At 70.2% G+C, this 23,424-nt stretch carries 20 protein-coding genes and 2 pseudogenes; 11 read left to right on the top strand and 11 right to left on the bottom strand.

What is annotated here, in order from left to right; translation table 11 throughout:
* Positions 1-85 precede the first annotated feature (85 nt).
* Positions 86-1,147: an alkene reductase gene (locus OG562_RS44115; protein WP_266408334.1), complete on the top strand. Its 1,062-nt coding sequence runs from the start codon at positions 86-88 to the stop codon at positions 1,145-1,147.
* Positions 1,148-1,207: 60 nt separating this feature from the next.
* Here the strand turns inward: OG562_RS44115 and OG562_RS44110 are convergent, their stop codons facing one another.
* Entirely contained in the window at positions 1,208-1,708 is a 501-nt protein-coding gene (locus tag OG562_RS44110; RefSeq protein WP_266408332.1) for a PaaI family thioesterase, read from the bottom strand.
* A 93-nt stretch (positions 1,709-1,801) separates the two neighbouring features.
* Here OG562_RS44110 and OG562_RS44105 point away from each other — a divergent pair, with 93 nt between their 5' ends.
* Both OG562_RS44105 and OG562_RS44100 read left to right on the top strand, forming a co-directional pair.
* Entirely contained in the window at positions 1,802-2,269 is a 468-nt protein-coding gene (locus OG562_RS44105; protein WP_266408330.1) for a helix-turn-helix domain-containing protein, read from the top strand.
* A gap of 91 nt (positions 2,270-2,360) precedes the next feature.
* Positions 2,361-2,510 carry a hypothetical protein gene (locus OG562_RS44100; RefSeq protein WP_266409894.1) on the top strand — a complete coding sequence of 50 codons (150 nt, stop codon included), beginning with the start codon at positions 2,361-2,363 and terminating at the stop codon, positions 2,508-2,510.
* A 102-nt stretch (positions 2,511-2,612) separates the two neighbouring features.
* Here OG562_RS44100 and OG562_RS44095 read toward each other — a convergent pair whose 3' ends face one another.
* Positions 2,613-2,771 (bottom strand): alpha/beta fold hydrolase, encoded by a 159-nt coding sequence (locus OG562_RS44095; protein WP_266408329.1) that lies wholly within the window; start codon positions 2,769-2,771, stop codon positions 2,613-2,615.
* A gap of 161 nt (positions 2,772-2,932) precedes the next feature.
* Between OG562_RS44095 and OG562_RS44090 the strand changes: the two genes are divergently transcribed.
* Entirely contained in the window at positions 2,933-3,724 is a 792-nt protein-coding gene (locus OG562_RS44090) for a class I SAM-dependent methyltransferase (protein WP_266408327.1), read from the top strand.
* Positions 3,725-4,192: 468 nt separating this feature from the next.
* Here OG562_RS44090 and OG562_RS44085 read toward each other — a convergent pair whose 3' ends face one another.
* The 3 genes from OG562_RS44085 to OG562_RS44075 form a co-directional block, all read right to left on the bottom strand.
* A complete protein-coding gene (locus OG562_RS44085; protein ID WP_266408325.1) occupies positions 4,193-5,506 on the bottom strand; it encodes an NtaA/DmoA family FMN-dependent monooxygenase in 1,314 nt (437 codons plus the stop codon).
* Positions 5,503-5,700, bottom strand: a complete 198-nt coding sequence (locus tag OG562_RS44080) for a hypothetical protein (protein WP_266409892.1) — start codon at positions 5,698-5,700, stop codon at positions 5,503-5,505. The genes OG562_RS44085 and OG562_RS44080 overlap by 4 nt, the downstream gene beginning before the upstream one ends.
* Before the next feature lie 351 nt (positions 5,701-6,051).
* Complete coding sequence (locus OG562_RS44075; RefSeq protein WP_266408324.1) at positions 6,052-6,984, bottom strand: LacI family DNA-binding transcriptional regulator; 933 nt, start codon at positions 6,982-6,984, stop codon at positions 6,052-6,054.
* A gap of 343 nt (positions 6,985-7,327) precedes the next feature.
* Between OG562_RS44075 and OG562_RS44070 the strand changes: the two are divergent.
* Both OG562_RS44070 and OG562_RS44065 read left to right on the top strand, forming a co-directional pair.
* Positions 7,328-7,885, top strand: a pseudogene (locus OG562_RS44070) (alpha/beta hydrolase fold domain-containing protein); the annotation flags it as partial.
* Positions 7,886-7,955: 70 nt separating this feature from the next.
* A complete protein-coding gene (locus OG562_RS44065) occupies positions 7,956-10,487 on the top strand; it encodes a glycoside hydrolase family 2 TIM barrel-domain containing protein (protein ID WP_266408322.1) in 2,532 nt (843 codons plus the stop codon).
* Positions 10,488-10,519: 32 nt separating this feature from the next.
* Here OG562_RS44065 and OG562_RS44060 read toward each other — a convergent pair whose 3' ends face one another.
* Positions 10,520-11,179, bottom strand: a complete 660-nt coding sequence (locus OG562_RS44060) for an alpha/beta hydrolase (protein WP_266408321.1) — start codon at positions 11,177-11,179, stop codon at positions 10,520-10,522.
* A gap of 329 nt (positions 11,180-11,508) precedes the next feature.
* Here OG562_RS44060 and icmF point away from each other — a divergent pair, with 329 nt between their 5' ends.
* Positions 11,509-14,739 (top strand): fused isobutyryl-CoA mutase/GTPase IcmF, encoded by a 3,231-nt coding sequence (gene icmF, locus OG562_RS44055; RefSeq protein WP_266408319.1) that lies wholly within the window; start codon positions 11,509-11,511, stop codon positions 14,737-14,739.
* A gap of 1 nt (position 14,740) precedes the next feature.
* Here icmF and OG562_RS44050 read toward each other — a convergent pair whose 3' ends face one another.
* Positions 14,741-15,826 carry an enoyl-CoA hydratase/isomerase family protein gene (locus OG562_RS44050; protein ID WP_266408317.1) on the bottom strand — a complete coding sequence of 362 codons (1,086 nt, stop codon included), beginning with the start codon at positions 15,824-15,826 and terminating at the stop codon, positions 14,741-14,743.
* A gap of 169 nt (positions 15,827-15,995) precedes the next feature.
* Between OG562_RS44050 and OG562_RS44045 the strand changes: the two genes are divergently transcribed.
* Positions 15,996-16,721, top strand: a complete 726-nt coding sequence (locus OG562_RS44045; RefSeq protein WP_266408315.1) for a response regulator transcription factor — start codon at positions 15,996-15,998, stop codon at positions 16,719-16,721.
* Positions 16,712-18,202, top strand: coding sequence for an ATP-binding protein (locus tag OG562_RS44040; protein WP_266408312.1), 1,491 nt, complete (start codon positions 16,712-16,714; stop codon positions 18,200-18,202). Before OG562_RS44045 ends, OG562_RS44040 begins: the two co-directional genes overlap by 10 nt.
* Before the next feature lie 7 nt (positions 18,203-18,209).
* On the opposite strand, the gene OG562_RS44035 is transcribed toward OG562_RS44040, so the two are convergent.
* Complete coding sequence (locus OG562_RS44035) at positions 18,210-18,596, bottom strand: VOC family protein (RefSeq protein ID WP_266408309.1); 387 nt, start codon at positions 18,594-18,596, stop codon at positions 18,210-18,212.
* A 120-nt stretch (positions 18,597-18,716) separates the two neighbouring features.
* Here OG562_RS44035 and OG562_RS44030 point away from each other — a divergent pair, with 120 nt between their 5' ends.
* Both OG562_RS44030 and OG562_RS44025 read left to right on the top strand, forming a co-directional pair.
* Positions 18,717-19,487 (top strand): TetR/AcrR family transcriptional regulator, encoded by a 771-nt coding sequence (locus tag OG562_RS44030; protein WP_266408306.1) that lies wholly within the window; start codon positions 18,717-18,719, stop codon positions 19,485-19,487.
* Between the two features lie 205 nt (positions 19,488-19,692).
* Complete coding sequence (locus OG562_RS44025) at positions 19,693-21,039, top strand: DUF3500 domain-containing protein (RefSeq protein WP_266408305.1); 1,347 nt, start codon at positions 19,693-19,695, stop codon at positions 21,037-21,039.
* A gap of 77 nt (positions 21,040-21,116) precedes the next feature.
* Here OG562_RS44025 and OG562_RS44020 read toward each other — a convergent pair.
* The 3 genes and pseudogenes from OG562_RS44020 to OG562_RS44010 form a co-directional block, all read right to left on the bottom strand.
* Positions 21,117-21,668 (bottom strand): annotated as a pseudogene (locus tag OG562_RS44020) (GNAT family N-acetyltransferase); the annotation flags it as partial.
* A 48-nt stretch (positions 21,669-21,716) separates the two neighbouring features.
* Positions 21,717-22,253 carry a GNAT family N-acetyltransferase gene (locus tag OG562_RS44015; RefSeq protein ID WP_266408302.1) on the bottom strand — a complete coding sequence of 179 codons (537 nt, stop codon included), beginning with the start codon at positions 22,251-22,253 and terminating at the stop codon, positions 21,717-21,719.
* Positions 22,254-22,338: 85 nt separating this feature from the next.
* Positions 22,339-23,340, bottom strand: coding sequence for an acyl-CoA desaturase (locus OG562_RS44010; protein ID WP_266408301.1), 1,002 nt, complete (start codon positions 23,338-23,340; stop codon positions 22,339-22,341).
* Positions 23,341-23,424 lie beyond the last annotated feature (84 nt).

Genomic DNA, 23,424 nt, shown 5'->3' with positions numbered 1-23,424 from the left:
GACTCCCGACCCGCAACATAGCATTATGATCATACTTACATGGGCTTACGCCCTCGCCCTTTACCCATCACCTGAGGAATCCCCCGTGCTCAACGCCCTGTGGAACCCGACCGCCGTCGGAGAGATCTCCCTGCCCCACCGGCTGGCCATGGCCCCCCTGACGCGCAACCGCGCCACCCCGGACGGCGTGCCGACCGAGCTGAACGCCGAGTACTACGCCCAGCGCGCCTCGCACGCCCTCATCGTCACCGAGGGCACCCAGCCCTCCGCCGACGGCCAGGGCTACCCGGCGACCCCGGGCATCTACACCGACGAACACATCGCCGGCTGGCGCAAGGTCACCGACGCCGTACACAAGGCCGACGGACGCATCGTCATCCAGCTCATGCACGCCGGGCGCATCTCCCACCCGGACAACACCCCCCACCACCGGCAGGCGGTAGCCCCTTCCGCCGTCCGGCCGGCGGGTGACATGTTCACCATGTCCGGGCTCAAGGAGATGCCGGTCCCGCGCGAGCTGTCCACCGAGGAGGTCGCCGCGACGGTCGACGACTTCCGGCGCGCCGCCGCGGCCGCGATCGCCGCCGGCGCCGACGGCGTCGAGATCCACGGAGCCAACGGCTACCTCGTGCACCAGTTCCTCTCCACGAACGCCAACCAGCGCACCGACAGCTACGGCGGCTCCGTCGAGAACCGCATCCGTTTCGCGGTGGAGATCGCCACCGCGGTGGCCGACGAGATCGGCGCCGGCCGCACCGGCATCCGCATCTCCCCCGGCAACCCCTTCAACGACATAGCGGAAAGCGACACGCACGAGCTGTACCCGGCACTCGTACGCGCCCTCGCCCCTCTCGACCTCGCCTACCTGCACATCGGCCACGGCGGCGACGACGAACTCCTGCACACTCTCCGCAAGCTGTGGCCGAGCACCCTGGTCCTCAACCGGGCCGGCACCGACATCGCCACCCGCGCCAAGGACGTCGAAGACGGCGTCGCCGACGTCGTCACCGTCGGCACCATGGCCCTCGCCAACCCCGACCTCGTCGCGCGCATACGCGCCGGCGCACCCCTGAACACCCCCGACCCCGCCACGTTCTACGGCGGCGGCGCGGCCGGCTACACCGACTACCCCACCCACACCGCCTGACGAAGCGCCCGGCGCCCGAGGGAACCACCGACTTCGGGCGCCTCCGCACGGCCCCGAGGGTCACCCCTGCGAGGGCGGCACCGGGAAGAGCATGCAGCTGCTGGTGGCGTGGGCGAGCAGACGGCCCGTCGCATCGACCAACTGCGCCTGAGCGAGGGCGGTTTGACGGCTCTTGTTGACCACTGTGCCGATGGCGCGCACCGTTCCCGTCTCCACGGTGATGCGCCGCAGGAACTTCACCGTCAGGTCGAGCGAGGTGTACGCCATGCCCTGCGGGAGGGTGGACTGGACGGCGCAACCGGCCGCCGAGTCGAGCAGGGTGGCGAAGATGCCGCCGTGCACACTGCCGATCGGGTTGTAGTGCTCCTCCCCCGGCGTCAGCGAGAAGACCGCCCTGCCGGGCTCCACCTCGTCCAGGGCGAAGTCGACGGAGTAGTTGATGGGCGGCGCCGGCAGCCGCCCCGCCTGCAGTGCGCGCAGGAAGTCGAGGCCTGCCATGCGTCCCGCGGCTTCCGCCAGGATCGCGGGATCTTCCCATTGATACGTACGCGTTCGTCCCACGACCGGGCACCTTCCCATCTGACTTTTTCAAGTGAAGCTAGCTGCGGGCTCACCTGACTGTCAATGAAGAAGCCAGACCCTTACGATGGCGGAATGGAGTGGCTTGAGGCGAGCACGGAGAACTGCCCCGTCCAGCGCACGCTCGACGTGGTCGGAGAGAAGTGGACGTTGCTGATCCTGCGTGACGCCGTCAACGGAGTCCGCCGCTTCGACGACTTCCACCGCCATATCGGTCTGTCCGAGGCCGTCCTCAGCGACCGCCTCCGGAAGCTGATCTCGGCCGGCGTCCTGAAGACCGTGCCCTACCAGGAGCCGGGCAGCCGCGCCCGCAACGAGTACCGCCTGACCCGCAAGGGCTGGGACCTGTGGCCCGCCCTGATGGCGCTGAGCCAGTGGGGCGAGACGTACGCCCTCGGCCCTGAGGGCCCCGTGCTGGACGTCCGTCACACCGACTGCGACGCCCCGGTCCGCGTCGTCGTCGAGTGCTCCGCGGAGCACACAGCCCTCACTCCCGGGGAAGTCACCGCCCGGCTGGGACCTGGCGCCCGCCTCCGCTCGTGAGCCATCGGCCCGGGCGGACCGGGCGAACAGGGTCGCCTCCCGATCATAATATTACGTGTGTCAGGCCATGGATTACGCCGGGGTGCGAGGCGTGGCCGGCCATCGGTTCAAGCAGGACGGCATAGTCGGCTCGGGCATCTCCACGCCGATGTCGGACGCCGGGCTCACCAACGGAGCCTTCTACGCCCACTTCGCGACCAAGCAGGCCTACACCGACGGCGCGCTCGCGTTCATGAGGTGACGGGCCGAGGGGGGCCGACGTGGCCGAGGGGGACGAGGGGACGGCCCACGCCCGCCCCCGCAGCCGCCGGGCGGCTCCTCCGACGACCGCACTTCGCGCCTCCTACCGTTCGAGGAACTCGAGAGCCGTCTCCACGAACTGGCGGTGGAACTGGAAGACACCACCGTGGCCGGCGTCGGGGTAGATCACCAACTCGGCGTTCGGCAGTCGTCGAGCAAGGTCCGCCGAGTTCTTGGACGGAACCGTCCTGGCGTGGGCCAAGCGCCGCTGGCGCTGCGACGAGCCGGCGTGCCGGCGTCGCTCGCCGTGGACACCTCGATGCCCGCTAATTTCGTTGAGCCCGCACCCTGCGATCGTGTTGGCTAGCGGCACCGAACTGTCAGTACCGCAGGTGTCCGCTTGGCTGTAGCAGGGAGTTAGACGTGCAGGACATTGTTGTCGACCCCGTTGCCCACAATCGGGCAGCCTGGGACAAGTGTGTCCAAGAGGGCAACGAGTGGTCGAGGCCGGTGAGTGCTGAGGATGTCGAGCGCGCCCGCATGGGCGACTGGTCGATTGTTCTCATCGGGCGTGCGCCAGTCGACCGCTCCTGGCTGCCGACAGACCTGACCGGCACGGACGTGTTGTGCCTGGCCTCCGGCGGTGGCCAGCAGGGTCCGATCCTCGCCGCCGCAGGGGCGCGGGTCACCGTATTCGACAACTCACCCCGCCAGCTCGGCCAGGACCAGATGGTGGCGGCGCGCGACGGACTCGAGCTGCGCACCGTCCTAGGCGACATGCGCGACCTCAGCGCCTTCGGCGACGCAGCATTCGACGTCGTGTTCCATCCGGTCTCCAACCTTTTCGTACCGGACTTGGCACCGGTGTGGCGTGAGTGCTTCCGCGTCCTGCGACCGGGCGGAACTCTGCTCGTGGGCTTCCTCAACCCTGACGCGTACTTGTTCGACCACGAGGCGCTCGACGAGCGCGGCGAGCTGATCGTCGTGCACAAGCTGCCCTACAGCGATGTCACGCAGTACTCCGCCGAGGAACGCGCCACGAAGTTCGGCGCGGATGCCCCTCTTGAATACAGCCACACCCTCGCCGACCAGATCGGCGGGCAACTCGCCGCGGGGTTCGTCCTCACCGGCTTCGCGGAAGCGCCGCACCAATCCAACGCATCCGCTCAGTACATGTCGAACTATTTTGCGACGCTGGCGGTCAAGCCGGGCTGACCCAGCCGTGGGGCCGGCCGAGACGGCCGTGTCTCCGAATGGCCAAGTGGAGCGATGTGCCAGCCTGACCCCACTAACTTCGCTGAGCCACGATCGTTGGGCCAAACAATTCTCCGGGATCGTCGACCAGGCCCCAGCCCTCATCGGTGCCGCGCACGTCTTCTTCGAGCGGCGGATGACCCCCATCAGGGTTCCCTGGGCAGAACCGCTCGATGAGGTCCGTCCCGGCAGCTGCTGTGCTGCCTCCGGTAGTTCAGAGAAGAACTCGTCCCCCTCTACCCGGATGCCGGACACGGGGGAATCTTCCAGTACCACGATGAATTCGTGACGACGGCGCTTGAGTTCCTCGAGTCCTGAACCTGAGCGGTTGCCGTTCGAGCGGGTCCCCGCGGGCCAAGTCCTCACAGCCACCGGTCCCCACCGATGGACGTCCCCGTTCTGGAAACCCGAGCGCTCCGCGCTCTCGGGTCAGGTCCGGACGGCCGAAACCTTGCGGGCCGGCAGTTCAAGTCCGAGGTTCTCGCGCAGCGTGGTGCCCGTGTAGTCGGCGGCGACGATCTTCCGCTTGCGCAGTTCGTGCAGCAGGCCGTTGACGACGAAGTCGTGCTGTCGTGGGTCGGCGAGACCACTCAGGGAGATCACGTCCAGAACGCCTGCCCGGAACCGTTCCTCGACCGCGTCGGCAAGTTGCTCGGGGGTTCCCGCGGCGGCCCAGTGCCCCGTGTCCTGGGCGGCGACGATGAGCTCCCGCAGCGTGTAGCCCTGCCGCACGTAACCGGTGAAGACGTCGACCCGGCCGCGGCGGCGGTTCACCGAAGTGACCTCGGGCAGCAGGCTCTCCGGCAGCGTTGCGTCGAGGGGGACGTCCGACAGGTCGACTCCGCCGCCGAGCATGTCGGCCACCTGGGCGCGGCCGCGTTCGAAGTCGATCGACTCGCGCCTCTCGCGTACGAGCCGCCGTGCCTCCTCCTCGGTGGCGCCGTAGGTGGCGTGGAACGAGCTGAAGATCAGCGGCAGTCCATCGGCCCTTCCCAGTTGCTCGGCCTGGCCGCGGATCTTCCGCGTGAAGTCCCACGCGTAGTCGAGGGTCGGGAGCGAGGTGAAGACGATCTCGGCGTAGCGGGCGCCCAGCGCCGTGCCCGCTTCGGACTGCCCGGCCTGGATCTGCACCGGGCGTCGCTGCGGCAGGGGCGGGATGTTCAGCGGACCGGCCACGTCGAAGAACCGGCCGGAGTGGCGGATCGGGTGCACCCGGTCGCGGTGCAGCACCGCCTTCCCGCCCGCACCGACGGTCAAGGCACCGGGTTCCCAGCTGTCCCACAGCGCGTTGACCACCTCCAGCGTCTCCGCTGCGCGCGCGTATCGCTCCTCCGGGCTGGGCAGCTCGCCGGGACCGAAGTTCTCCTCACCGATCGAGGAGGTCACCAGGTTCCAGGCCGCCCGCCCGTTGCTGACGTGGTCCAGGGTCCCGAACAGCCGGGCCAGGTTGAACGGGTGGTGGAACGTCGTCGACACCGTGGCGATCAGACCGATCCGCGACGTCACCTGACTCAGCGCCGAGACGAAGACCAGCGGCTCCTGCGACCCGATGGTGCCCTGGGCGTCGAAGCTGAGCAGGTCGGCGGTGAAGAGTGCGTCGATCCTCGCGACCTCGGCGAGCTTCGCCACCCGCACGGCGGTGTCCAGCGTGGACCGCGTCGGGTCGATCGCCAGGTCGTACGTCTCCGACGTACCGCCGGCTCCAGTGACGGTCTTCAGTGTCCTGGGCTGCTTCGCGCTCACGACTCGTCCATTCTCACCGACGATCGGTGTCGTCTCGGGGTGACGGAGTTCTCCGGGTCAGCGCCAGAACGACCGCGCCCGCGCTGCTGGATCTGGTCGAGGGCGGGGCCGCCTTCGAAGACGTCCGGGCCGGCGTCGGCGAGCAGTTCGTCACCGGCGCCCGCTGCGAGCAGGGTTCTGCGGCTGATGCCCATGGCTGCCTCCCGACGCGGTTCATCGACGTGGTCCCCTCGATCAATGATGGGCCGCGATTGCGAAGACTGTGTTGCGCCGACATGTAGCGGCAACCGGGGTGTTCGGCCTGGGACTTGGTGAGCCGGTGAGCCGGTGAGCCGGTGAGAGTCTCTGGGCTCCGTGGAGAGGCCCTTGACGGGGGTCTCGGGTCGGCCCGCGCCGGGGACGGGGCGGAAGATCGCCCGTTGGTGCAGGGCCGTGGTGCCCTTGCTCCCTCGCCCCCCGAGACGACGACGCCCTGCGCGCTCTGCGCGCACTCCTCACCGAAATCGACGCCCACGGGCAGCTCGGTGCAATGTGGCGGCAGTCGGTTACGCAGACTGTCGGACGATCACACGTGCCGGTTCGGGGGTGGTGTCGGCCGCCGGGAGGCCCAGGGCGGTGCGTGCGGCGATGCGGCCGATGGCTTCCGCGTCGATGTGCACGGTGGTCAGAGCAGGTGAGAACAGTGCTCCGTGCGGGGTGTCGTCGAACCCGATGACTGCGAGGTCTTGCGGCGCCCGCCATCCGATGGGTCGCATCGCGGCGAGGGTCAGGAGGGCGAGGTCGTCGTTGTAGGCGAGGACGGCCGTCACTTCCGGGTGTTCGGCGCGGAAGGCTCGTAGCCGTTCCTCGGCGGCGCCGAGGCTGCCGGGAAGGACGAGCGTCGGGCAGTCGGGGAGGCCCGCGGTGCGGGCGGCCTGCCGGATGAGCCGCTCGCGCAGACCGGCGAGAGCCTGGAGTTCCGGGGTGTCCGGCATGGCGGTGGCGAGGTGTCGGTGGCCTCGCTCGACGAGGTACCGGACCGGGACGTCGGCCTGTGCGGAGAAGGCGTCGAGGGACGTCTCGGCGTCGGTGACGATCGCGTCCGCACGGCCGACGCCGCTCAGGTCGATCACGGCCCGGGCCGAGACGGCCTGGGCCACGTCGGAGAGCGCCTGCGAGGAGAGGTGGCCGTGGAGTACCAGGAGCACGTGTCCGTGTGCCGCGAGCTCGGCGTCGAGGCCTCGGATGTAGCTGCCGAGGCTGCTGCCGGCAGGGATTCCCTCGATGTTGAGCAGGACGATGCGGGACGCCCCTTTGCGCAACGCCTGCGCCGAGCCGTTGGGGACGTAGCCGAGCGTGCGAGCGGCCTGCTGCACCCGTTCCCGCGTCTCCTGCGAGACGTGCCCGGCCGCTCCGTTGAGGACGAAGCTCACCGTGGTCTGTGAGACGCCACTGGCCCGGGCGACGTCTTTGGCGGTCGCGCGCGCAGGTCTGCTCACTCACTCGCTCCTCGGGACGGGGGCCGGCGGCGGGCCCCCTGCGTGCGGTCTGGTCTGGGGCTTGTGCGGCGTGGGATGCGCTGGATACCGTACCGCAGGTGGCTGGTAATACGATTTACCAACTGCGGGATGCGTGCCCTGGACCGGATTCGAGGAGTGGCGCCCATGAAGCTCGACCTGGTCGACCCGGAACTGCGCCGCAGCGTCGCGCGCATCCCGCGCCTGCCGATCCGTCGGGCATGGGGTCGCCGCGTCGTGCGTGCCCTGATCCGTCGGCGCGCGCTCGGCGAGCCGGCGGAGGGCGTCGAGGTCAGAGACGTCGCCCAGGGCCAGGGCCTACGCGTGGTTGCATCGGTCGGCCGGGGAACTCGGAGTCGACCAGGAGCGCGTCGTCGTCTCCAGCGCCGGCGCGGGTCTGGCGGCCTGCCTGGCGCAGCGGCTGCACGACGCCGGAGGGATCCAGCCGGTCGGGCAGTGGTTGTTCTCTCCGATGCTCGACGACCGCACCGCCGCGCGTCGCGAGCTCGACCAGGTGCGACACCGGGTGTGGAACAACGCCGCGAACCGGACCGGTTGGGGCGCCCACCTCGGCGCCGAGCCCGACGGCCCGCACACCCCCGACCATGCGGTCGCGGCCCGGCGCGCCGACCTGCGCGGTCTGCCGCCGGCCTGGATCAGCGTGGGCGCCATCGACCTGTTCGCCGACGAGTGCCGCACCTACGCCGCACGCCTGCGCGACGCGGGCGTGGACTGCGCTTTCGACCTCGTCCCCGGCGCTCCGCACGGCTTCGAGGCATGGGTTCCCGACACGCGCGTCGCCCGGGAGCTGCTGGAGCGCAGCCGTGCCTGGCTGGGCGCACGGCTGACCGGATCGGCCTCCACGGTCCCCGGCGAGGCGTAAGCGTTCGCGCAGCACCTTGCTCCCGCACCGGCCCGGAGCCGGTGCCCGCCCCACAATCCACGGAGACCGCATGATGCGCACGTCCTTCAACGACGGCTGGCAGACCCGCCCCAAGGTCAACCTCTTCGCCGAACTGTCCGGCGCTAAGGTCCCCTTCCGGTCGGTGACGCTGCCGCACGACGCGATGATCGAGCGGGAACGCGCGGCCCCGGGCGGCGAGGCCACGATGGAGGGGGGCGCCGGCGCGTACTTCCCTGGCGGGACGTACGAGTACCGCAAGACCTTCTCCGTTCCCGAGGAGCACCGGGGCAAGCGGATCCTCTTCGAGTTCGAGGGCGTTTACCGCGATGCCGTCGTGTACGTCAACGGGGACTACGCCGGGCAGCGGCCCTTCGGTTACTCGCACTTCTTCATCGACGCGGACCGTTTCCTGCGCTTCGGCCAGGACAACGAGATCCGGGTCGAGGCCCGCGCCCATCGCGACTCGCGCTGGTACACCGGCGCGGGCATCTACCGCGACACGTGGATGCTCGTCGGCGAGGTGGTCCGGATCTCACCCGACGGGGTCCGTGTCGCCACCCCGGACATCGACGGGGAGCGGGCGGTGGTCGAGGTCGCGACGAGGGTCGAGAACGACTCGCTGGCGATCCGTACGGTCGACGTCGTCACGGAGCTGCGCGACCCCGACGGGAGTGTCGTCGCCGGCGACGTGTCGAAGGCCACGGTGCTGCCGGGCGAGCCCGCGACCGTGCGTCAACGCCTGTACGTCCGTGGCCCGTTGTTGTGGAGCCCGGACGCACCGGCCCTCTACACCGCCACCGTGGCCCTCAAGGAGGAGGCGGAGGCGGAGGCGTACTTGGCCGCCGACGCCGTCGCCGACGTGGACGTGGACGTGGACGTGGACGTGGAGACCGTCGCCTTCGGCATCCGTTCGCTGAGTCTGGATCCCGAGCACGGGCTGCGGATCAACGGTGAGACGGTCAAGCTGCGCGGCGCCTGTGTCCACCACGACAACGGGGTTCTGGGCGCGGCGACCTTCGCCCGCGCCGAGGAACGCCGGGTCCGATTCCTCAAGGACGCCGGGTTCAACGCGATCCGCATGTCCCACAACCCGATGAGCAAAGCGATGCTGGACGCCTGCGACCGCCTGGGCATGCTCGTGGTGGACGAGGCCTTCGACGTGTGGACGTCCGGCAAGAGCGAGTTCGACTACAGCCTGAACTTCCCCGAGTGGTGGGAACGCGACATCGAGGCGATGGTCGCCAAGGACTACAACCACCCCAGCGTCATCATGTACTCGATCGGCAACGAGATCCCCGAGACCGGCTCGCCCCTCGGAGCCGCCTGGGGACGCAGACTCGCCGAGAAGGTCCGCTCGTCGGACCACACGCGTTACGTCACCAACGCCGTCAACGGCATGCTCGCCGTCATGTCCGAACTGGGCAAGCTACGGCAACAGTCACCGGCGAAGACGGAGAACACGGAGAACACGGAGAGCGCAGCCGTCGAGGACAAGGGCATCAACACCCTCATGGCGGACGCCGGGGACATGATGAACGCGATCAGCGCCTCCGGCCTCGTCACCCAGAAGACGGCCGAGTCCTTCGCGGTACTGGACGTGGCAGGCATGAACTACGCCGAGGCGCGCTATGCCCTGGACAAGGACCTGTTCCCCCACCGGATCATCCTCGGCACCGAGACCTTCCCCACCCGCATCGACGGCAACTGGCGCCTGGTCGAGCAACACGGCCACGTCATCGGCGACTTCACCTGGACCGGCTGGGACTACCTCGGCGAGGTCGGCATCGGCCGCCCCCAGTACCTCACCCCCGACGCGCCCCGCCCCGCCCACACCGCGCCCTACCCCTACCTGGTCGCGGGCTGCGGCGACCTCGACATCACCGGCCACCGTCGCCCCGCCTCCTACTACCGCGAGATCGTCTTCGGCCTGCGCACACAGCCCTACATCGCGGTCCGGCGCCCGCAGCACCACGGCAAGACGGACGCGGGGACGCCGTGGGCGTGGAGCGACACCGTCGCCACCTGGACCTGGCCCGGCTGGGAAGGCGAACCGGTCACGATCGAGGTCTACGGCGACGCCGACGAGGTCGAACTTCTCCTCGACGGCCGCTCTCTCGGACGGCGACCGGTGGGTGAGGGCCACCGTTTCCGCACCGAGTTCGACACGACGTACGAGCCTGGCGAACTCCTCGCGATCGCCTACCGCGACGGCGCCGAAACCGGCCGTACAGCCCTCCGTTCCGTCACCGGCCCGGTGGGTCTGCGCGCCGAGGCCGACCGCCCGGTCATCACGGCGAAGGGCGGCGACCTCGCCTACGTCTCCCTCACTCTGACGGACCCGGACGGCACCCTCCACACCGCGGCCGACCGCCCGGTGCGCGTGGACGTCTCCGGAGCGGGCGTCCTGCTCGGCTTCGGCAGCGCGGACCCGTCCACCGAGGAACGCTTCGACGCCACCGAGCGCCGGACCTACGAAGGCCGTGCCCTGGCCGTCCTCCGCCCGACCGGCCCCGGCAGGATCCGCCTCCTCGCCACCGCACCCGGGTGCGATCCGGCGGACGTCGTGGTCACCGTCGAGTAGTCGAGTGGTCGGGGACGGGTATCGGAAGTGGATCAAGTCCTAGTGGCGAGTTCGACGAGGTGCTGGGCGGTGCCGGCAGGATCGACGATCTGATGGAGGTGTGCGCCGGGCAGGTGTGCCACGGCCCAGCCGCGTTCGCGTGCCTCGGCGGAATGGTCGTCATACGGAGGGCCGAACAGCACATAGGAGCAGGGATGGTCGTCCCAGCCGTCGGGGACCGGGATGTGCTGCTCGTAATAGGACAGCGGCAGGGTGGGCTGCTCCTCAACGACTGTCTGCCGCACCAGCGGATCGGAGAACATGGGTGCGATGTCTGCCTCGTCCCACCAATCGGTCCAGCGTGGCAGCCTGCCGTTCACAGCCATCGGGCGAAGGAACTCCAGCAGTTCGGGTGTGGCGACAGGAGTCGGTCCGGTCCGGGCCGGCAGCGCGGCATCGACGAAGATCGAGCTGGTCACCGGATGGTCGAGGCCCGCGCGGATCGTCGGGATGAACAAGCCTGCGTTGCTGTGTGCCACCAACGTGACGGGGCTTCCGGCCGGGACCTGCCGGAGGTCGTCGCGGACGGCGTCGACGATGCGGGGCCAGAAGGGCGGAGCGCCGGCGCCTATGTGCAGTAAGGACGGCACCCGCGCCTGGTATCCCGCCGTCGTCAGGTGTTCGGCCACCGGGTGCCAGGCCGAGGGTCCCACGGATGGACTGTGCACGAGAACGAAGATCGGCTGCATGTGACGATCCTGTCGCCCATGCCTTCGGAGGCACGACTGTCTTGGCCGACAGCAGAGCGCTTCGCGTCGAAGTAACCCAAATAGTGGTGATCGCCCGTGCCGTGGAGGCGCATGCGGTCGATCAGCTGCCGCCTGGCCCGGGTCGGCGGCCGTCCGGGCCCCGTCCGCCCCCCCTCTCCGCCCCCTCACCGCCCCCTGTGCCTCTGGTCACATCGCCCTCACCTTCTGTCATTTACTAGGACGTCCTACTATCTCTTCAGTAAGAGTTCCCGTGATCTGTCTGGGAAGGCACCATGAGCGATCTGCACCGTCCCGTGCACCCCGTCCGTCTGGTCACCGCCTCGGCGCTGTTCGACGGGCACGACGCGTCGATCAACATCATGCGGCGGATCTTCCAGTCGCAGGGGGCCGAGGTGATCCACCTCGGGCACAACCGGTCGGTGCGGGAGGTCGTGGACGCGGCGCTGGAGGAGGACGCCCACGGTGTGGCCGTGTCGTCGTACCAGGGCGGCCACGTGGAGTACTTCGAGTACCTGGTCGAGTCGCTGCGCGCGCAGGGCGCGGAGCAGGTGCGGGTGGTGGGCGGCGGGGGCGGGGTGATCGTGCCCGAGGAGATCGCCCGGTTGCGCGGCAGCGGGGTGACCATCTTCTCCCCGGAGGACGGGCAGCGGATGGGCCTGACCGGGATGGTCAACTCGGTGGTGCGGGACTGCGACTTCGACCTCTGGGACGGCAAGCCGGCCGACGTGACCGCGGTCCTCGCGGGCGACCGGTTCGCGATCGCCCGCGCCATCACCGGGGCCGAACTGGGCAAGCTGCCCCCTCAGTTCCTGGAGCAGACGCGTGCCGCCGCGGCGGCGCGGGCGGTGCCGGTGCTCGGCATCACCGGCACGGGCGGCTCAGGAAAGTCGTCGCTGACCGACGAGCTGGTGCGCCGGTTCCGGGTCGACCAGCAGGACAAGCTGCGGATCGCGGTGATCGCGGTCGACCCGACCCGCCGCCGGGGCGGCGGCGCACTGCTCGGCGACCGGATCCGGATGAACTCCCTGGACGGCAACCGGGTGTTCTTCCGGAGCCTGGCCACCCGTGGCAGCCGCGAGCTGCCCGAGCATCTGTCCGACGTGATCGACGTGGTGAAGGCGGCCGGGTTCGACCTGGTGATCGTGGAGACGCCGGGCATCGGCCAGGGCGACGCGGCGATCGTGCCGTTCGTCGACACCTCGCTGTACGTGATGACGCCGGAGTTCGGCGCCGCCTCACAGCTGGAGAAGATCGACATGCTCGACTTCGCGGACGTCGTGGCGATCAACAAGTTCGAACGGCGGGGCGCGAAGGACGCGTTGCGTGATGTGGGCCGCCAACTGGTCCGCAACCGCGAGGCGTTCGGGATGCGTCCTGAGGACATGCCGGTGTACGGCACCTCGGCGGCCACCTTCAACGACGACGGAGTCACCGCGCTCTACCAGCAGTTGAAGCCCATGCTGGCCGAGCGGGGGCTGCCGTTGTCCGAGGCCACGCTGGCGCCGGTCGACGTGCGTCACTCCTCCGGCATCCGGCAGGTCGTGCCCGCCGAGCGGGTGCGCTATCTGGCCGAGATCACCGACACGGTGCGCGCCTATCACGCCGCCACCGGGCAACTGGCGGAGGCGGCCCGACGGGTGCAGCGCCTGGCGGCGGTCGAGGGCGAGCTGGTCGAGGCGGGCTCGGACGCCGGGAACGTACGGTCGCTGCTGGACGACGCCCGCGGACGGCTCCCGCACGACATCACGCACCAGCTCGCGAACTGGCCGGCCGTGGTGGCGTCGTACTCCGGGGACGAGCAGGTGGTGACGGTGCGGGACCGGGAGATCCGCACCAAGCTGACCCGTGAGTCCCTGTCGGGGAACAGGATCCCCCGGGTCTCGCTGCCCCGGTTCACCGATCACGGGGAGCTGGTGCGGTTCTGGCGCCGGGAGAACCTGCCGGGCCGTTTCCCCTTCACCGCAGGGGTGTTCCCCTTCAAGCGCGACGGCGAGGACCCGGCCCGTATGTTCGCCGGCGAAGGCGACCCGTTCCGCACCAACCGCCGCTTCAAGCTGCTCTCCGAGGGCCAGCCCGCCACCCGCCTGTCCACCGCCTTCGACTCGGTCACGCTCTACGGCCGCGACCCCGACGAACGCCCCGACATCTACGGCAAGGTCGGCACCTCCGGCGTGTCGGTGGCCACCCTGGACGACATGAAGGCGCTCTACGACGGCTTCGACCTGGTCTCCCCCACCACCTCGGTCTCCATGACGATCAACGGACCCGCCCCGACCATCCTCGCCTTCTTCCTCAACACCGCCGTCGACCAGCAGCTCGAGCGGTTCCGGGCGAGCGAGGGCCGCGAACCCTCCCCCGAGGAGACAGCCGAACTGCGCGCCCACGCACTGGCGAACGTCCGCGGCACGGTCCAGGCCGACATCCTCAAGGAGGACCAGGGCCAGAACACCTGTCTGTTCTCCACCGAGTTCAGCCTGCGGATGATGGCCGACGTCCAGGAGTGGTTCATCGCCCACCAGGTCCGCAACTTCTACTCGGTGTCCATCTCCGGTTACCACATCGCCGAGGCCGGCGCGAACCCCGTCAGTCAGCTCGCCTTCACCCTCGCCAACGGCTTCACCTACGTCGAGGCCTACCTCGCACGCGGCATGCACATCGACGACTTCGCCCCCAACCTGTCCTTCTTCTTCTCCAACGGCATGGACCCCGAGTACTCCGTCCTGGGCCGGGTCGCCCGCCGTGTCTGGGCCGTCGCGATGAAGGAGAAGTACGGCGCGAACGAGCGCAGCCAGAAACTGAAGTACCACGTCCAGACCTCCGGACGCTCCCTGCACGCCCAGGAGATGGACTTCAACGACATCCGCACCACCCTCCAGGCCCTCATCGCCATCTACGACAACTGCAACAGCCTGCACACCAACGCCTACGACGAGGCCGTCACCACCCCCACCGAGGAGTCCGTCCGCCGCGCCCTGGCCATCCAGCTGATCATCAACCGGGAGTGGGGCCTGGCGATGAACGAGAACCCCCTCCAGGGCTCGTTCGTCATCGACGAGCTCACCGACCTGGTCGAGGAGGCCGTGCTCCAGGAGTTCGAGCGGATCAGCGAGCGCGGCGGTGTGCTCGGCGCCATGGAGACCGGCTACCAGCGCGGCCGCATCCAGGACGAGTCGATGCTCTACGAGCAGCGCAAGCACGACGGCACCCTGCCCCTCATCGGCGTCAACACCTTCCGCAACCCCCACGCCGACACCGCCGAACCCGGCGTCATCGAACTCGCCCGCGCCACCGAGGAGGAGAAGCACTCCCAGCTGGAGCGCGTGCACACCTACCAGGCCACCCACCACGAGCCGGCGCACGCGGCCCTGACCGCCCTCAAGGACGCCGCGCTGGAAGGCCGCAACGTGTTCGCCGAACTCATGGAGGCCGCCCGGGTCTGCTCCCTCCAGCAGATCACCGACGCCTTCTTCGAGGTCGGCGGCCAGTACCGCCGCAACGTCTGACTCACTCCTCGACCCGGTCCACCAGCCCCCACGCCAGGGCGCGTTCGGCGTCGACCGCACGGCCGTCCAGGACCAGGAACAGGGTGCGCGGGCGGCCGATCCTGCGCGGCAGGCTGACCGTGCCTCCGGCGCCGGGGATCAGGCCCATGGCCAGCTCGGGCAGACGGACGCGGGTGTCCGGGGCGGCCACGACACGGGAGGCGAAGGCCGGAAGTTCGATGCCGGCGCCGACGCAATGACCATGGAGTCTCGCGGTGAGCCGTCCACCGACGGCGTGCAGGCGGGATGCCGCCCCCGCTCGCGTACGGATCAGATGCGCGGCCGCGAGGTCCGTCGCGGCGCCGAACTCGTCCAGGTCGCCGCCGGAGCTGAAACAGGGTCCGTCGCCGTCCAGGACCACCTCGCGCACGCTCGGGTCCCAGAGGGCGACCTCGACGGCGGCGGCCAGTGCGTCGCGCAGCTGCGCGCCGTGGGCGTTGCGCCGCTCGGGGCGGTTGAGCGTGATCCGCAGGACGGCTTCCTCCCGGCGCACCAGGACGAGGTCGCCGTTCGCGCGCGGCGGCGCGGGGCGCGGACCGCGGGCGGCGAGCCACCCGGCGAAGCCGGACCCGCCGAGCAGCGTCGAGTACGCCAGCGACTCCGCGTCCAGCGCCTGCTCCACCGGCAACCGCGCCGAAAGACGCAGGAGTTGGCGCAGCACCAGAGCCGCCTGCGGCTGCTCCTCCGCCCGGCCGCGCAGGAATGCGGCCTCGGCCGCCGGATCCACGACCGCGACCGTGGCCGGGGACCCGGCGGCGTCCACGGCGCAGAGGCGGTCACGGGGAGCACGTACGAGCGTCAGGTCCAGGGCGTCCAGGAGGGCGCCGGAACACTCGGGAACCGTGCGGGCGCTGCACCCGACCAGCAGCCGGTCGCCCTCCCGGGCCCGGCGGACGGCACGCTCCAGCTCGGCGGCCGTGGGTACGGGCGTCAGATCCAGATCGACGACCAGCAGCGGTCGGCACGGAGTGCCGTCGCCGTCCAGGAGGTCGGCGTCGGCCGCCCCGGCGGCGAGTTCGGCGACGGAGATCGGTGTGGTCGGCAGCACCTCTCTGGTCTATCACCATCCCCACGCCTCGCTGGTCGTCGCTGCCGCCGTCCCCTGTCTCCTGACGGGCTCACGGCCTCACGGCTCACGACCTCACGCCTCACGGCCTCACGGCCCGCACCCGGGCCGCACACAGGATTCTCATGGCCGACCGAGAGATGATCGACTCATGTCTGGCGCCTCCGGTACCCGTGAAGGCACGGTTCGCGTGCTGATAGTCGACGACGAGCCCGAGCTCACCGAGTTGCTCTCCGCGGCCGTGACCGAAGCGGGGTGGCGGTCCCTCGCGGCGCAGGACGGGCGCAGCGCGCTGCGCATCGCGCGGGACTGCGCCCCGGACGTCGTCGTCCTGGACGGGATGCTGCCCGACGTGGACGGGGTGCAGGTGCTGCGCCGGCTGCGGAGCGAGAACACCCGGCTGCCCGTGCTGATGCTCACCGCCCGGGACGCTCTGGAGCACCGGCTGGACGGACTGTCGGCCGGCGCGGACGACTACGTCACCAAGCCGTTCTCGCTGGAGGAGGTCATGCTGCGGCTGCGGGGCCTGGTGCGCCGTGCGGGCCCCGCCGATCCGTCCGACCGAGGCTGTGTCCGCGTCCTCGGTGACCTCGTGCTGGCCGAGAGCACCCGGGAGGTGCAGCGCGGCGGCACGGCGATCGCGCTCACCACCAAGGAGTTCGACCTCCTGGAGTTCCTGATGAGCCATCCGCACCAGGTGCTCAGCAAGGCGCAGATCCTCGACCACGTGTGGAACGCCTCCTTCGACGGCGAGGGAAACCTCGTCGAGGTCTACATCCACGGCCTGCGCGCGAAGATCGACAAAGGGCGGTCGCCGATGATCCGCACCGTGCGGGGCGTGGGGTACGCGATCAGGGCCGCGGACACATGGGCGTGACGGCCGCGGCGACCGGCGGTCTCGGGTGGCGCTCGCTGCGGGTCCGCCTGGTGCTCTTCGTCTCCGTGACCCTGGTCGTGGTGTGTACGGCGATGGCGCTGACCACGGTGTTCGTGCAGCGGGTGTATCTGCTGGGGGATCTGGACCAGCGGGTCGCCGACGCCGCGGAGCGCAGCCAGGGCGGGCTGCAGCGCCGCACGGGCGGCGCCACGGACCTGGGCTTCCTCAACGAGCGGGGCCAGCCGACCGGGACGCTGGCGGCCCGTTTCGCCGACGGGGAGGTCATCGCCGCCGAGGTGGTGACGGCGGACGGTCACCAGAAGACCCTGACCGCGTCGCAGCTCGCCGCGCTGAAGGGGATCTCCGCGAACGGCTCCCTGCACACGCGCACGATCCCCGGTCTGGGCGCCTACCGGCTGACCGCGATCGACGGCGACGGCATCCCCGTACTCGCCGGACTCCCCATGGCCGGCGTCCAGCGGGTGATGGACCGTCTGGTCGTCGTCGAGACAGTGCTCGCCGCGGCCGGCCTGACCGCCGCGGCCTGCACCTCCGCCGTGGTCATACGACGTCGGCTGCGCCCTCTGGTCCGGGTCGCCGCCACCGCGGCCGAGGTGGCCCGGATGCCGCTGGACCGCGGTGAGGTCGCCGCGCTCACCCGCGTCGACGCACGGGACACGGACCCGGGGACCGAGGCGGGCCAGGTCGGTGTCGCGCTGAACCTGCTGATCGACCACGTCGAGTCGTCGCTCGCCGAACGCCGTCGCACCGAGCAGCGCATGCGTCGTTTCCTCGCCGACGCCGGCCACGAACTGCGTACTCCCCTCGCCTCGATCGCCGGATACGCCGAATACATGAACGGCGGCAACGGGACCATCGAACCGGAGCTGGCCTGGCACCGCGTCTCCGCCCAGTCGGCCCGCATGACCGACCTCGTCGAGGATCTGCTGCTGCTCGCCCGCATCGACGAGGGACGGCCGCTGCAGCGGATCGAGGTGAACCTCGCGACGCTGGTCGCCGAGGCGGTGTGGGACGCGCAGGCCGCCGGCGGCGAACACGACTGGCAGCTCGCACTGCGCCTCGACGGCCCGGTGAAGGTCGTGGCCGACCCGTCCCGGCTCCACCAGGTGGTGGCCAACCTGCTGACCAACGCCCGGGTGCACACGCCCGCGGGCACGAAGATCACCGTCGTCGTGGAGACGGTGAAGACGGTCGGCGCCGCGGACGCGGAGGCCGGCCCGGAGTGTGTGATCCGGGTGCGCGACGACGGTCCGGGGATCCCGTCCGAGCTCCTCCCCACGGTCTTCGAACGCTTCACCCGAGCCGACGCCTCCCGCTCGCGCACGCCTGGCAAGGACGGCGGGTCGGGCCTCGGGCTGGCCATCGCCGCGGCCATCACGGAGGCACACGGAGGACGCATCGACGTGGCGAGCGAGCCGGGACGCACCGAGTTCTCGGTGCGGCTCCCGACCGGCGGTTGACCCGCCGTCACCGGTCGCCGGGTGCGGCCCAGGCGACGAGCTGGAGGATGACGCCGTTCGGATCGGTGACCTGGAAGAGGCGCTCGCCCCACGGCTCTTCGCGCAGCGGCAGGGTGACGGCGACGCCTTCGCTCTGCAGTCGCTCGTACTCGGCCTCCAGGTCGGTCACGGTGAACGCGGTGACCACACCTGCGGCGTGCTGGTCCCTGACGCCCTCGGGCAGAACCTCGATGCCACGCTGCAGAAAGATCACGTTGACGGAGTCCTCACGGACCAGGGAGGCGAAGCCTTCGGCTGCCATGGCCTCCTTGAAGCCGAAGTGCCTGGTCAGGAATGCGGCGGAGGCGGGGACGTCGTCGACGGTCAGGGAGACGGCAGTGGAAGTGATCTTCATGGCTTCTCCTGGAGCTCGCTCGAGATCAAACTCTGTACACAGTACTATATACGTCGTACAGAGTATGAAGAGGCGCGGGGCCGAAACGCTCAGGCGGGAGCAGGAGGGAGGATGGAGCGCATGGCCAAGGAACGAAGCGGCGCGGATGACCCGGCCCGCACCCTGGAACTGCTGTGGCGCGAGCCCGGACAAGGCGGCCCCCGGCGCGGGCCCAAGCAGGGCTTGACGGTCGACGCCGTCGTCCGGGCCGCCGTCGAGCTCGCCGACTCCGGTGGACTGGACGCCCTGACCATGCGCAGCGTCGCCCAGCGGCTGGGCGTCACGCCGATGACGCTCTACACGTACGTCCCGGGCAAGGCGGAGCTGCTCGGCCTCATGCTGGACGCCGCCTATCTACAGATGCCGCGCACCGATCACACCGCCGCCCCCTGGCCTACGAGGGTGGAGGCCGTCGCGCGCGAGAACCGCGACCTGTACCGGCGCCACCCCTGGGTGGCGACCCTGCCCACCACCCGCCCGCCGCTCGGCCCCGGGCTCATGGCCAAGTACGAGCACGAACTGGCCGCGTTCGACGGCCTCGGGCTCGACGACGTCGAAATGGACGCGGCCCTCACCTTCCTGCTCGGCTTCGTCCAGTCCGTCGCCCGCGCCGAACTCGACGCCCAGGCCGCCGCCCGCGACAGCGCCCTGTCCGACGAGCAGTGGTGGGCCGCCAACGCGCCCCTTCTGGCCAGGGTCTTCGATCCTGGCCGGTTCCCCCTCGCAGCGCGGGTCGGAAGTGCCGCCGGCGCAGCTCACCAGGGCGTGCACCACCCCGAGCACGCCTTCGACTTCGGACTGCAACGCGTCCTGGACGGCCTCACCCACCTCGTCGCGAGCCGTTCCCGATAGCGACCTCACCGCTGCCGATCCCAAGTCCCAAGGTCCTAAGCACTCTCACAGAAAGGCAGCTCAGGCCGCCTCCGCCCGTCGCTCGCGCCCGCATTCCGACGGGCGTACCGCCTCTCCTTAAGGCCTGGCTAAGTTCGCTGCTCCAGAGTGATCACCGGGCGGCCGTCCAGTGTGGATGTGCCCATGACGAAGGGAATCAGCGACGATGACCGAGCTCGACACCGGTGAGCCGACGGCCCGGGAGCCGCAGTCCGAGGCCGGCAGCCGTGCCCAGGCGAGCCGCCGCAACTTCATGCGCAAGGTCTTCTTCGCCAGCGGCGCCACGGCCGTCGCGACCATGGGCGGCGCCGGGGCGTGGGTCGCCACGGCCGACGACGCCACCCCCACCGCCGACGCCTCCGCCTCCGCCTCCGCCGCGCCGAGCGGTGCTCCCAGCGGCGGGCCGGGCGGGGGCGCGGGCGGCCCCGGCAACCAGTCGATCACCGAGGACTTCTTCGGCCTCACCACCGACGGCCGACGGATCGACGACCTGTTCACGATCCACTCCACAGGCGTGGCCACCGCCCCCGTGATCTCCGCCGCGAACGCCTTCCTGGACGGCCTCACCGACACCCAGAAGACCTCGACCCAGTTCACGGTCCACTCCACCGAGTGGCGGCTGTGGAGCAACATCGACTCCTACGACCGCCAGGGCGTCTCCCTCGCCGACCTGAGCGACGATCAGAAAGCCCTGGGCACCGCCCTGTTGAAGGCGGCCCTGAGCGCCGACGGCCTGGAGACCACCGAGAAGATCCGCCGCATCAACCAGGCGGCCGGCGAGGCCATCGGCAACACCACCTCCTTCAACGAGGACGCCTACTACTGGACCGTGATGGGCACCCCGTCGAAGACCGAGCCCTGGGGCTTCCAGTTCGACGGCCACCACCTGGTGATCAACTACTTCGTGCTCGGCGACCAGGTCGTCATGAGCCCCTGCTTCTGGGGTTCGGAACCGACCTCGATGGAGATCGACGGCGAGACGGTGACGGTCTGCCACGAGGAGGTGGTGGCCGGCCTGGCGTTCATCAACTCCCTGACCGAGGCGCAGCAGGCGGTCGCGATCGAGTCCTCGACCAAGTCGAACGAGTCGATGAAGGCGGGCGCGTTCTCCGACAACGCCGTCCAGGCGTACACCGGCATCCGCGGCGACGTACTGACGGCCGCGCAGAAGAGCAAGCTCCTCGGCATAGTCAAGGCCTTCGTCGGCCGCGCCAAGGCCGATGTGGCGAAGGTCCGGCTGGCCGAGGTCCGCAAGCACCTCGACGACACCTACGTCACCTGGGCCGGCGGCACCGGCGACGACGACGCCTTCTACGTCCGTGTCCACAGCCCCGTCGTATGGATCGAGGTCGACTGCCAGGCCCCCGGACCGCTCGCCGGGGCCTACGGCGCGACCCAGGGCAGCGGCGCCACCCAGAAGCACGTCCACTCCATCGTCCGCACCCCCAACGGCAACGACTACGGAAAGGAGCTCCTCAGGCAGCACTACCTGACATCACCGCACCACCGGTGACCCGCAGGACGTAGCACGGTCGCATTCCCGTCATCGTCAGGGCCGTACCCATCGGGGTGCGGCCCTGTTCGGGCGCCGCGTAGGTGCAGGTGGCCGTCATGGGGGAAGGAGGGCGGCGCCGCGGGCAGCACGCTGTCGAAGTCGTATCGGCTCTTCTGCGCGACCCTGCACGACGCCAGGTTGTCCACCTGGTGCAGGAGTTCGAGTCGCTCCAGCCCGTCGGCTGCGAAGGTGTCGAAGGCCCAGCCGGTGAGCGCCTCCAGAGCCCGGGGGGCCACTCCCCTCCCGCGTGCGTGCGCCGCGGTCCAGTAGCCCACCTCGGCCGCCGGTCTGCCTGGGGCGACTTCCTTGAGCACCACGTTGCCCACCAACTGCTCGCGAGCCGGGCCGGGTTGTGCCTCGAGGACGGCAAAGCCGAACCGGTCCCCCGCTGCCCAGTGTCGCTGCTGGGCCTGGACCCACCGTGCCGCGTCGGCGTCGTCGTCCACGACATGGCTCGTCCAGCGGCGCAGTCCTGGATCCCGGAACACCTCGACCAATGCGGCCGCGTCCTGCATGCACCAGGGGCGGAGCACGAGAGCAGGAAAGGACGGCGTCGCGACAACCTCGAGGACGACATGGGTATCCACCGATCGATCATATGCGGCGGCCCTCCCACCCGACGCCGACGGTCTCCGTCACATCGGAAGGGAGAGCAGGCGCACCGGCCCCGAAGGCCAGGACGCGTTGTCGTGCAGAGGAGTCACCATGGTCCGCAGCGGCATGATCACCAGGCGGTTCCCGGGTTGTTCGACGAGTACGTCCTCGTCGAGCGGACGCCAGCCGAGGCGCTGGTACAGCGGCGCCAGGGGAGGTCGGCAGAACAGGAGCGCGTGCTGAGGACCCATCGTGCGAGCGTGGTCGAGTGCCGCCGTGACCACGAGGCGAGCCAGCCCCTGGCCTTGCAGGTCGGGTGCGACGGCCACTCCTCCGACGCCCACCACCTCCGTCTCGGCGTCGCCGATCGCTACCGGCAGCCGCAGCAGGCCGGTGTGCGCCACCAGTCGGCCGCCGTGCCTGATCCCGAAGTGCTCTTCTTTGGGCAGCCAGGTCAACCCGGCCGCGGCGACGCCGAAGGGATCGTCTCCGTCGCCGAGGATCTCGGCCTGCTCCGTCTTCGTGTACCGAGGGAGCCGAATCACGGTCGGTGCCGCAGGGGAGTGGTTCTCAGACATCCCCCCATGATGGTCTCTTCTGCGAGGACTGTCCTCACCTCCCCCACGCTCGCTGCCGGACAGCCTCGGCATGCCACCGTCGGCGTCAAGCGCGGCGGGCGGCGACTCGGGCCGGAGTCGGCCAGTGCACGTCGTACACCCAGCCGAGGCGTTCGAGGAGGCGGATGACGGCGGCCGACGGGTCGATCTGGCCGCGGTCGACGCCGTGCCGGGCGCTGGTGGGGTCGGCGTGGTGGAGGTTGTGCCAGCTCTCGCCGAAGGAGAGCAGGGCCAGCGGCCACAGGTTGGTGGCGCGGTCGTGGCGCCGGGTGCGGAACGGGCGCTCGCCGATCAGGTGGCACAGCGAGTTGACGCTCCAGGTGACATGGTGAAGCAGTGCGATGCGCACAAGTCCCGCCCACAACAGGGCCGTTACGCCGTACAGCCAGGTGCCGCCGATCGCCCAGCCCAGCCCGAACGGCAGCGCGAGCGTGAGCACGCACAGGACCGGGAACGCGCGGTTGACGGCCCGGATGTCGCGGTCGGCGAGCAGGTCGGGGGCGTAACGCTCAGCCGGCGTCCGGTCGTTGCGGAACAGCCAGCCGACGTGCGCGTGCAGCAGACCGCGCAACTGGCCGCGCAGATGCGTGCCGTAGCGGTACGGGGAGTGCGGGTCGCCTGGCCGGTCGGTGAAGGCGTGGTGGCGGCGGTGCGTGGCGACCCAGCCGATGACGTCGCCCTGGAAACTCATCGACCCGGCCACCGCGAGCGCGATGTGCACGGGGCGGACGGCCCGGAAGCTCCCGTGGGTGAGACCGCGGTGGAAGCCGACGGTGACGCCGAGGCCCGTGATCGTGTAGAGGACGACCGCGAGCAGGACGTCCACGGGGTGGATGAGACGGCCCCACAGCAGCCAGCCGGCCAGGCCGAGCGCGAGGAACGGCAGGACGACGATCACCGCCGTCACCGTCACGTACAGCCGTTCCCCGCCGCCGCGCTCGGGCGCGGTTCCGTCCAGCGGGAAGGGCGAGGTCCCGTCGTAGCCCTGGGTCGGCGGGGCGGCGTCCGGCGGGGGCGCCGTCGTGGGGGTGCTGGACGTGTGTGACATACGGGGCTCCTCGGCCTCGGTGCGGATGGCGCGGCCGGGGTCAGGGGCTGCCCCTGTGAGCGGAATCGCGAGATCGCGAGGACG

Origin of the sequence: Streptomyces sp. NBC_01275 (genome assembly GCF_026340655.1) — a bacterium.
Lineage (GTDB): Bacteria > Actinomycetota > Actinomycetes > Streptomycetales > Streptomycetaceae > Streptomyces.
This window is presented reverse-complemented; position numbering and strand designations above follow the sequence as displayed.

What these genes read in the sequence shown, in the direction of transcription:
- OG562_RS44030 (WP_266408306.1), top strand. Translation starts at nt 18,717, where the DNA reads ATGGCCAAGGAACGAAGCGGCGCGGATGACCCGGCCCGCACCCTGGAA.
- OG562_RS44040 (WP_266408312.1), top strand. Translation starts at nt 16,712, where the DNA reads ATGGGCGTGACGGCCGCGGCGACCGGCGGTCTCGGGTGGCGCTCGCTG.
- OG562_RS44025 (WP_266408305.1), top strand. Translation starts at nt 19,693, where the DNA reads ATGACCGAGCTCGACACCGGTGAGCCGACGGCCCGGGAGCCGCAGTCC.
- OG562_RS44010 (WP_266408301.1), bottom strand. Translation starts at nt 23,340, where the DNA reads ATGTCACACACGTCCAGCACCCCCACGACGGCGCCCCCGCCGGACGCC.
- OG562_RS44015 (WP_266408302.1), bottom strand. Translation starts at nt 22,253, where the DNA reads ATGTCTGAGAACCACTCCCCTGCGGCACCGACCGTGATTCGGCTCCCT.
- OG562_RS44045 (WP_266408315.1), top strand. Translation starts at nt 15,996, where the DNA reads ATGTCTGGCGCCTCCGGTACCCGTGAAGGCACGGTTCGCGTGCTGATA.
- OG562_RS44065 (WP_266408322.1), top strand. Translation starts at nt 7,956, where the DNA reads ATGATGCGCACGTCCTTCAACGACGGCTGGCAGACCCGCCCCAAGGTC.
- OG562_RS44080 (WP_266409892.1), bottom strand. Translation starts at nt 5,700, where the DNA reads ATGGGCATCAGCCGCAGAACCCTGCTCGCAGCGGGCGCCGGTGACGAA.
- OG562_RS44105 (WP_266408330.1), top strand. Translation starts at nt 1,802, where the DNA reads ATGGAGTGGCTTGAGGCGAGCACGGAGAACTGCCCCGTCCAGCGCACG.
- icmF (WP_266408319.1), top strand. Translation starts at nt 11,509, where the DNA reads ATGAGCGATCTGCACCGTCCCGTGCACCCCGTCCGTCTGGTCACCGCC.
- OG562_RS44035 (WP_266408309.1), bottom strand. Translation starts at nt 18,596, where the DNA reads ATGAAGATCACTTCCACTGCCGTCTCCCTGACCGTCGACGACGTCCCC.